At 71.3% G+C, this 8496-nt stretch carries 9 protein-coding genes; 4 read left to right on the top strand and 5 right to left on the bottom strand.

What is annotated here, in order from left to right; all coding sequences use genetic code 11:
- Together ACIRG6_RS09445 and ACIRG6_RS09440 are read right to left on the bottom strand one after the other, a co-directional pair.
- Nucleotides 1-1106, bottom strand: a 1106-nt coding sequence (locus ACIRG6_RS09445; protein WP_403321791.1) for a maltotransferase domain-containing protein, incomplete at its 3' end; no start/stop codon positions are given.
- A gap of 53 nt (nt 1107-1159) precedes the next feature.
- Nucleotides 1160-1480, bottom strand: coding sequence for a DUF5133 domain-containing protein (locus ACIRG6_RS09440; protein ID WP_318217143.1), 321 nt, complete (start codon nt 1478-1480; stop codon nt 1160-1162).
- A 263-nt stretch (nt 1481-1743) separates the two neighbouring features.
- On the opposite strand from ACIRG6_RS09440, the gene ACIRG6_RS09435 reads away from it, so the two are divergent.
- Nucleotides 1744-2259, top strand: a complete 516-nt coding sequence (locus tag ACIRG6_RS09435; protein ID WP_189229238.1) for a pep a2 — start codon at nt 1744-1746, stop codon at nt 2257-2259.
- Entirely contained in the window at nt 2256-4403 is a 2148-nt protein-coding gene (gene glgX, locus ACIRG6_RS09430) for a glycogen debranching protein GlgX (protein ID WP_403321789.1), read from the top strand. The genes ACIRG6_RS09435 and glgX overlap by 4 nt, the downstream gene beginning before the upstream one ends.
- Nucleotides 4404-4413: 10 nt before the next feature.
- Here the strand turns inward: glgX and ACIRG6_RS09425 are convergent, their stop codons facing one another.
- Entirely contained in the window at nt 4414-5217 is an 804-nt protein-coding gene (locus ACIRG6_RS09425) for a VOC family protein (RefSeq protein WP_364684317.1), read from the bottom strand.
- 227 nt (nt 5218-5444) lie between these two features.
- Here ACIRG6_RS09425 and ACIRG6_RS09420 point away from each other — a divergent pair, with 227 nt between their 5' ends.
- Entirely contained in the window at nt 5445-5765 is a 321-nt protein-coding gene (locus ACIRG6_RS09420) for an ANTAR domain-containing protein (protein WP_318217140.1), read from the top strand.
- A 38-nt stretch (nt 5766-5803) separates the two neighbouring features.
- Here the strand turns inward: ACIRG6_RS09420 and ACIRG6_RS09415 are convergent, their stop codons facing one another.
- The gene (locus ACIRG6_RS09415) at nt 5804-6595 is read right to left on the bottom strand and encodes an RNA polymerase sigma factor SigF (protein ID WP_239767488.1); all 792 of its coding nucleotides are present in this window, start codon (nt 6593-6595) and stop codon (nt 5804-5806) included.
- A 401-nt stretch (nt 6596-6996) separates the two neighbouring features.
- Between ACIRG6_RS09415 and ACIRG6_RS09410 the strand changes: the two genes are divergently transcribed.
- Entirely contained in the window at nt 6997-7521 is a 525-nt protein-coding gene (locus tag ACIRG6_RS09410; protein ID WP_318217139.1) for a hypothetical protein, read from the top strand.
- A gap of 16 nt (nt 7522-7537) precedes the next feature.
- Here the strand turns inward: ACIRG6_RS09410 and hemC are convergent, their stop codons facing one another.
- On the bottom strand, nt 7538-8473 hold the full coding sequence (gene hemC / locus ACIRG6_RS09405; RefSeq protein WP_350726447.1) for a hydroxymethylbilane synthase: 936 nt from the start codon (nt 8471-8473) through the stop codon (nt 7538-7540).
- Nucleotides 8474-8496 lie beyond the last annotated feature (23 nt).

Raw genomic sequence — 8496 nt, 5'->3', positions numbered from 1 at the left:
AGGACGCGGACGGTCTCGGCGATCAGGCCGTCCATGTCGGCGTCGAAGGCGATGGGGTAGATGTCCTGGTACTTCTTGGGCGGGTTCTCGGCGTGGGCGATGGTGCCGTCGGGCCGGTGGTGGAACCACTCGGGGTGCTTGTGGACCCAGGGGTGGTCGGGGGAGCACTGGAGGGCGAAGTCGAGGGCGGTCTCCAGGCCGAGCTCGCTCGCGCGGGCGACGAAGGCGTCGAAGTCGTCGATGGTGCCCAGGGCGGGGTGGACGGCGTCGTGGCCGCCCTCGGGGGAGCCGATGGCCCAGGGGACGCCGACGTCGTCGGGGCCGGCGGACAGGGTGTTGTTGCGGCCCTTGCGGAACGTGGTGCCGATGGGGTGGACCGGGGGGAGGTAGACGACGTCGAAGCCCATCGCGGCGATCGCGGGCAGCCGGCGGGCGGCGGTGCGGAACGTGCCGTGGGGCTGGTCCTCGGTGCCCTCGGAGCGGGGGAAGAACTCGTACCAGGACCCGTACAGGGCGCGTTCCCGCTCCACCAGCAGGGGCAGCGGGTCGGAGGTGGTGACCAGTTCCCGCAGCGGATGCCGGGCCAGCACCGCGTCCACCTCCGGCGTCAACGCCGCCGCCAGCCGGGTGGCCACCGGCAGTGTGTCGTCGCGCAGCACCGCCGCGGCCGCCAGCACCACGGCCCGGCCGGAGTCCTTCGGGACGCCGGCCGCGGCCCGCCGGTACAGCTCGGCCCCCTCCTCCAGGACGAGCCCGGTGTCGATGCCCGCCGGGATCTTGATCCGCGCCTGGTGCTTCCAGGTGGTGACCGGATCGCTCCAGGCCTCCACCCGGTAGCTCCACCGGCCCGGCGCACCCGGGGTGACCTCGGCGCCCCAGCGGTCGGTGCCCGGGGCCAGCTCCCGCATCGGCGTCCACGGACCGGACCGGCCCTCGGGGTCCTTCAGCACGACGTTGGCGGCCACCGCGTCGTGTCCCTCCCGGAACACGGACGCGGTGACCTCGAACGTCTCTCCCGCCACCGCCTTCGCCGGGCGCCTGCCGCAGTCCACCACCGGGTGGACGTCCCGGACCGGGATACGCCCGATCGTCACGGTCGCGCTCATCCGTTCTCACCTCCGCCGTGCTCGAGGCCGGGCTCGGGGCCCGGCCGGATGGGTCAAGCTGCGCCGGAGGGGGTCTTCCGCCCCGACGGGGAGAGCCGGTCCATCGCCGGCGGGCCACGCCGGGCCGCTCGGGCGGTACGGGGCCGCTCGTTCTGTTCCTGCAAATAGGTGATCTGGTTCGTCCGCAGATACCGTTCGGCGGCGTCCGCCGCCTCGCGCGCGCACCGCTTCCCCATGAGCACGCAGAGGGTGTATCCGGCGTCCTCGAAGGTGGCCCGGAGGCGCACGTCCGCGGGGGAGGCGAGCATCATCCGTTCCCAGGCGCGGTAACGCCGCAGCTGCCGGGCGACTTCTGTCTTCGCAGGAAGCAGCATGGCCGGTCACCTTCCGTGACGGTCCGGTACGGACGATCCAATTCTTCACACATGGTGCACGGACGGTGACGTCCCGTCTTGTTGGATCTTCAACCGCTTTTTCGGCCGAGATCGGGCGTCCGCCGCTCGTGTTGCACGAATGGACTATTGCTCCCACTCTGGAGTGACTCAGAAGCGACCAGCGCTCACGCTTCGTGTACGGGGAGCCCGTCCACCGAGGGACGAGGAGAAGCGAGAGCTTTTCGCGGTGAGGAGCCACGACGATGAAGACCGCAGTGCCCTGCTACTACCACCTCGACGTGGAAGTCAGCCCGGAACGGGTCGGACAGGTCAGGCGCATCCTGGCCGCTCACCTCAGGTTCTGGGACCTGGAGAACCTCGTCGAACCCGTCTGCTCGGGCGCCGAGATGCTGCTGCGGGCGATCGACGAGCACGCCAGCGACAAGAACACGTCGATCGAGATGTGGTGGAACCGCCACCACCTCATCACGGCCGTAGGGGGCAACGACCACGCGCTCCGTCCCGACCAGGACCTGCGCACCTGTCTGCAGCACCTCGCCGCCAACAGCGACGGCTGGGGCTGCTGCGCCACCGACACCGGGGCCAAGGTCATCTGGTTCTCGCAGCGTGCCCGCGCCGGCGAACGCGTGCCGCTGGTGCCGACGGCGCCGGAGCCGATCACCCAGGAGGGGCTGGAATTGCCGCGCGAGATCATGCCGGTGGGCCGGGTGGCCGGACCGGGCAGCACCACCCACGGCGTTCTGGAGGAGGCCCGGTGACCCGCGCCCGGCCGAACTGGAAGGGGTCGCCCGTGTGGAGCGGGCACCCCTGTCCACTGGGAGCCGCGTACGACGGACAGGGCACCAACTTCGCGCTGTTCAGCGAGGTCGCCGAACGCGTCGACCTCGTCCTCGTCGACGACGACGGCACCCACAGCAGCATCCCGCTGCCCGACGTCGACGGCTTCGTCTGGCACTGCTACCTGCCCGGCGTCGGCCCGGGGCAGCGCTACGGCTACCGGGTCCACGGTCCGTGGGCCCCGTCCGTCGGCCACCGCTGCAACCCGGCGAAGCTGCTCCTCGACCCGTACACGCGGGCCGTGGACGGGATGGTGGACAACCACCCCTCCCTCTTCGAACGGGCCCAGGGCAGGCCGGACCCGGGCGACAGCGCCGGGCACACCATGCTCGGCGTGGTCACGGACCCGTTCTTCGACTGGGGCGACGACCGCCCGCCGCGGCGCCCGTACTCGGAGACCGTGATCTACGAGGCCCACGTCCGCGGCATCAGCCGCACCCACCCCGACGTGCCGGACGAACTGCGCGGCACCTACGCCGGGTTGGCGCACCCGGCGATCGTGGACCACCTGACCTCCCTCGGCGTGACCGCCGTCGAGCTCATGCCGGTGCACCAGTTCGTGCACGACGGCGTCCTGACGGACCGCGGCCTGTCCAACTACTGGGGTTACAACACCATCGGCTTCTTCGCGCCGCACAACGGCTATGCCGCCCTCGGCACCCGCGGGCAGCAGGTCACCGAGTTCAAGTCGATGGTCAAGGCCCTGCACGCGGCCGGCCTCGAGGTGATCCTCGACGTGGTCTACAACCACACCGCCGAGGGCAACGAGAAGGGCCCCACGCTCTCCTTCCGCGGCATCGACAACGCCTCCTACTACCGGCTGGTGGACGGCGACTGGCAGCACTACTACGACACCACCGGCACCGGCAACAGCCTGCTGATGCGGCACCCCTACGTCCTCCAGCTGATCATGGACTCGCTGCGGTACTGGGTCACCGAGATGCACGTCGACGGCTTCCGCTTCGACCTCGCGGCCACGCTCGCCCGGCAGTTCCACGAGGTGGACCGGCTCTCGGCGTTCTTCGACCTCATCCAGCAGGACCCGGTGATCAGCCGCGTCAAACTGATCGCCGAGCCCTGGGACCTCGGCGAGGGCGGCTACCAGGTCGGCAACTTCCCGCAGCTGTGGTCGGAGTGGAACGGCATGTACCGGGACGCCGTACGGGACTTCTGGCGCGGCGAGGAGCACACGCTCGGCGAGTTCGCGTCCCGGCTGACCGGCTCCTCCGACCTGTACCAGCACAGCCGGCGCCGCCCCCGCGCCAGCGTCAACTTCGTCACCGCGCACGACGGCTTCACTCTCCGCGACCTGGTCTCCTACAACGACAAGCACAACGAGGCCAACGGCGAGGACAACCAGGACGGCGAGAGCCACAACCGGTCCTGGAACTGCGGCGCCGAGGGGCGGACGAAGGACCCCGCCGTACTGGAGCTGCGCGCCCGCCAGCAGCGCAACTTCCTGGCCACGCTCCTGCTCTCGCAGGGCATCCCGATGCTCTGCCACGGCGACGAGCTGGGCCGCACCCAGCGGGGCAACAACAACGCCTACTGCCAGGACAACGAGATCTCCTGGATCGACTGGCGGCTGGGGGAGGAGCAGCGCGGTCTGCTCGACTTCGCCCGGCGCGTCATCGCGCTGCGCGCCGCTCACCCCGTCCTGCGCCGGCGCCGCTACTTCCGCGGCGAGACGGTGACGCACGCGGACCAGCCGCTGCCCGACCTGGTGTGGCTGCTGCCGGACGCGCGGGAGATGACCGACGACGACTGGCAGCGCTCCGACGCCCACGCCGTCGCCGTCTTCCTCAACGGCGACGCCATCGCCGAACCCGACCCGTGCGGCCGGCCCGTCGTCGACGGCTCCTTCCTGCTGCTGCTCAACAGCCACTGGGAGCCCGCCAGCTTCCGGCTGCCCGACGCCACCTACGGCGAGCGCTGGGCGATCCTGATCGACACCGCCGACCCGGAGGGCACCCCCGACGAGGCGGAGTGCAAGGCGGGCACGGTGCTGACCGTCGAGCCACGCAGCCTGGTCCTGCTCTCGCGCCCGTCCCGCACCGGCCGGTGAGCCGCCGAGGTCAGTGTCCGAGGCGGCGCGCGGTGACCGTGAACTGCGCGCCGTCGGCGTCCCGTAGTACGGCCTCCTCGTCGCTCAGCGCCAGCACGCTGCCGCCGTGCCGCTCGGCGGCGCGGGCGCAAGCCGCGACGTCGTCGACCGCGAAGTGCACCTGCCAGTGCGGCCGGATCGCGGGGTCGGGGGCGGCGCCCAGGGCGCCCGACTCGATGCGCGCCACGACGTCGCCCTGACTGCGCAGCACCACTTCGTCGCCCTCGTACCGGACCTCGCAGCAGCCGGTGCCCGACGCCCAGTCGAAGATCTCGCCGTAGAAGATGGCGGCGTCGAACGCGTCACGGGTGTGCAGCCGGATGAAGGCGGGGCGCGAGGTGCGCCAGGTGTCCCAGTCGGAGAACAGCTCGCCCTCCCAGATCCCGAAGGTCGCGCCGTCCCGGTCGGCGAGCAGCGCCGCCCGGCCGGGCGGCAGGGAGATCGGCCCGACCGCGGCCGTGCCGCCGCGCTCGGCCGCCCGCGACACGGCCTCGTCCGCGCTGCGCACGGCGAAGTACGGCGTCCACGCCACCGCCATCTGCCACATCGCGGCGACCGCGGCGATACCGGCGACGGGCACCCCGCCGACCAGGGCGATCCGGAAGGGCTCGCCCAGCTTCGCGGGCCGCCACTGCCAGCCCAGCACGGCGGAGTAGAACTCCTCGGTGGCCTTGAGATCGCGGCTGGTCAGACTCACCCAGCACGGGGCCCCGTACACGAATCGGGTGGAGACGATGCTGTCCGTACCGGCGGGGGAGGGCATGTCGTGGTTCATGGCAGTCGCGTCCTGGTCTCGTCCACCGGCAGTCACCGGTTCCACACCAGTGTCCGACCGGAACGGCGGGGGGCGCCTGCCGAGTACCCCGGCGGCGCCGCCGAAACGGTGGCGCGTGCGCCCCGCACGGCCCGGTGGCGCGGGGTGGCACATGTGACCACGATGGAGGCGTCGGAGCGGTACCGCGCGGCACAAGCGGCGGTGACACGCCGGATCCGGAGGTGACCATGCCCACGGACGGGGGCCCGGACCAGATATTCCGGCTGCAGGAGCAGATCCGGCAGCTGAAGGAGGCGGTCGTCTCGCACGCCGTCGTCGACCAGGCCATCGGGATGATCGTCGTGCTCGGCCGGGTGACGCCGGACGAGGGATGGGCCGTACTGAAGGAGGTTTCCCAGCATACGAACATCAAACTGCGCAACGTGGCCGAACTGATCCTCATCTGGGGGCGCACAGGAGTGATGCCGGCGGAGATCCGGATCGCCCTGGAGGAGGCCCTCGACCGTCACGGCCCGACGCAGATCCCCGGCGCTCCGCCACACCGGTGAGATCGCGCCGGTGAGATCGGGCCGAGGCGCGTGCCGGGTCAGCGGGCCTCCGCGAGGATCTCCTCGCGGATCCGGTCGAAGCAGCCGCTGAGCAGCCGTGAGACGTGCATCTGCGAGATGCCGAGCTGCTGCGCGATGCGGCTCTGCGTCATCCCGCCGAAGAAGCGCAGGTAGAGGATGGTGCGTTCGCGTTCGGGCAGTGCCTCCAGACAGGGACGGACGGCCACCCGGTCGACGACCGTGTCGAAGGCCGGATCCGGACCGCCGAGCGCGTCCCCGAGGGCGTATCCGTCGGTACCGGGCATCTCCGCCTCCAGCGAGAGGGCGGAGAAGCACTCCAGCGCCTCCATGCCGGTGCGGACCTCGACCGTGGTCAGATGCGCGTGCTCGGCGATCTCCTCGATCGTGGGGGCGCGTCCCGGCGTGGTCTGTGCCAGCTCCTTCGTGGCGCGGCGCACCCGGTTGCGCAGGTCCTGGATCCGGCGCGGCACGTGCAACGTCCACATGTGGTCGCGGAAGTGCCGCTTGATCTCGCCGGTGACGGTGGGTACCGCATAGGCCTCGAAGGCGTGGCCGCGTTCGGGGTCGTAGTGGTCGACGGCCTTGACCAGTCCGAGGGCTGCCACCTGGTAGAGATCGTCCAGGCTCTCGCCGCGCCCGCGGAAGCGGACGGCGATCCGCTCGGCCATGGGAAGCCAGACCTGGATCAGTTCGTCCCGCAGTGCCTTGCGTTCCGGGCCGTCGGGCAGTTCGGCGAGCCGTTCGAACGCGGCGGCGGTGTCGGGGGCGTCGTCGTGCGGGTGGGGCTTGGTTCTGCTGGCGATACGCATGCGCGCGCACCTCCCTCAGCAGGGGTGCCGGGTGGACGGAACACCGGGGTGCCGGACGCGCCGGGTCCCGCGGATGTACCTCCTGTCCGAAGCACTGACAGGGGCTTTCCCTGCCGGACCGATTCCAAAACAAGTCCTCATATATAGGGACATTAAGCCTTGTGGGCGCAGAACGCTCGCCCGAACGGCCGCGTCGGCGGTCATCGGAGGGTGCCGGTGCGCAACGTGATGTGCGGCACGCTCGCTGTGATCGTCCGGCGGGGGTGCGGCGGATAGTTCCTGCGCAGCGCTTGATCACCGATCAAAGGGCGCGAAGCCCCTGGCCACAGCGCATTGAGCTCATTTGACAGTGCACTGAGCACACGGATAGGAAGCAGCTTCGGGAAGTCGAGAGGTGCGCTGTGTACGAGCCGAACGTGGTCGGGGACTGGCAGGAGTACGACGAACATGCCGGTCTGCGGGTCCGCGTCCACCGTCTGGAGGCGGCCGAGCCGCCGCGTGGCCGCGACGACGCCGCCGAGGGCCTGACGTACTTCAGTGTCCGGGTGACCGTCGAGAACCGGGGCGGCCGGCCCTTCGGCATCCACCTGGAGGACGGGCAGATCGACGTGCGGACCGGCCCCGACGGCGAGGGCGCCTTCCTCGACTGGCGCAACTCGCAGTTCATCGAGGGCTTCGACGTCCACCCCCTGCGCCGGGCCACCGCCGTCCTCTACGCGGCCGGTCCGGAGGCGAGCCTTTCCCAGGTGGACGTCCAGGTGCAGCTGCGGGTGGACGAGGAGTGGGCCGACCGCCGGCTGTGGACCGGAGGGATCGGGCTGCACGAGCCGGCCACCGGGTCCCTGTCGGGCGCGGTGCGGGACGACGGTCTGGCGCACCAGGTGAGCGCCTTCCTGCGGGACCAGGCGGAGGAAGGCACCGCCTGATCCGCCGGCCGGCGCCTCAGTGCGCGATGCCGTCGATCACTTCCCGGGCGCCCTGCCGCAACAGCGCCACGGCGACCGACGTGCCGAGCGTGGCCGGGTCGAGCCGGCCCGCCCACTCGTGGGCGTTCAGCCGCACCTTGCCGTCGGGAGTGAACACGCAGGCCCGCAGCGCGAGTTCTCCGCTCCGGTCCACCCGGGCGTACCCGGCGATCGGGCTGTTGCAGTGCCCCTGGAGCACGTGCAGGAACATGCGCTCCGCCGTGACCTCCCGATGGGTGTCCGGGTCGCCGAGGCCGCTGACCGCGTCGATCAGCTCGGCGTCGTCCTCGCGGCACTGGAGGGCGAGGATGCCCGCGCCGATCGGCGGCATCATCGTCTCGGTCGAGAGGACCTCGCTGATCACGTCGCCGCGGCCGATGCGCTCCAGGCCGGAGACCGCGAGGAGCAGGGCGTCCGCCTCGCCGGCGGCCAGCTTCGCCAGCCGCCGGTTGGCGTTGCCGCGGAACGGAACACACGTCAGGTGCGGGTGGGTGGCGGCCAGTTGGGCGACCCGGCGCACCGAGGAGGTGCCGATCCGGGTCCCGTCCGGAAGCTCGTCCAGGGTGAGCCCACCGGGGTGCACGAGGGCGTCCCGGATGTCGTCCCGCTTCAGGAACGCGGCGAACACCGTGCCGGCCGGGAGCGGCCGGTCGGCGGGCACGTCCTTGACGCAGTGCACCGCGAGATCGGCCGCGCCCGACAGCAGCGCGGCGTCGACCTCCTTGGTGAAGGCGCCCTTGCCCTCCACCAGCGACAGGTCGCCGAGCCACTTGTCGCCGGTGGTCTTCACCGGCACGACCTCGGTGCGCACGCCGGGGTGGAGGGCCGCCAACTCGGCCCGGACGCGCTCGACCTGAGCGAGGGCCATGGGGGAGTCGCGGGAGACGATACGGATCAGTTCGGGGGCGGACATGCGGACACGATAGTGCCCTCAGG

The organism is Streptomyces flaveolus, assembly GCF_044765825.1.
In the GTDB taxonomy this organism is placed as follows: domain Bacteria; phylum Actinomycetota; class Actinomycetes; order Streptomycetales; family Streptomycetaceae; genus Streptomyces; species Streptomyces flaveolus.
This window is presented reverse-complemented; position numbering and strand designations above follow the sequence as displayed.

Bases quoted from the DNA above. Each gene is read 5' to 3' on its own strand.
- ACIRG6_RS09440 (WP_318217143.1), bottom strand. From the start codon at position 1,480: ATGCTGCTTCCTGCGAAGACAGAAGTCGCCCGGCAGCTGCGGCGTTAC.
- ACIRG6_RS09435 (WP_189229238.1), top strand. From the start codon at position 1,744: ATGAAGACCGCAGTGCCCTGCTACTACCACCTCGACGTGGAAGTCAGC.
- ACIRG6_RS09425 (WP_364684317.1), bottom strand. From the start codon at position 5,217: ATGAACCACGACATGCCCTCCCCCGCCGGTACGGACAGCATCGTCTCC.
- ACIRG6_RS09420 (WP_318217140.1), top strand. From the start codon at position 5,445: ATGCCCACGGACGGGGGCCCGGACCAGATATTCCGGCTGCAGGAGCAG.
- ACIRG6_RS09415 (WP_239767488.1), bottom strand. From the start codon at position 6,595: ATGCGTATCGCCAGCAGAACCAAGCCCCACCCGCACGACGACGCCCCC.
- hemC (WP_350726447.1), bottom strand. From the start codon at position 8,473: ATGTCCGCCCCCGAACTGATCCGTATCGTCTCCCGCGACTCCCCCATG.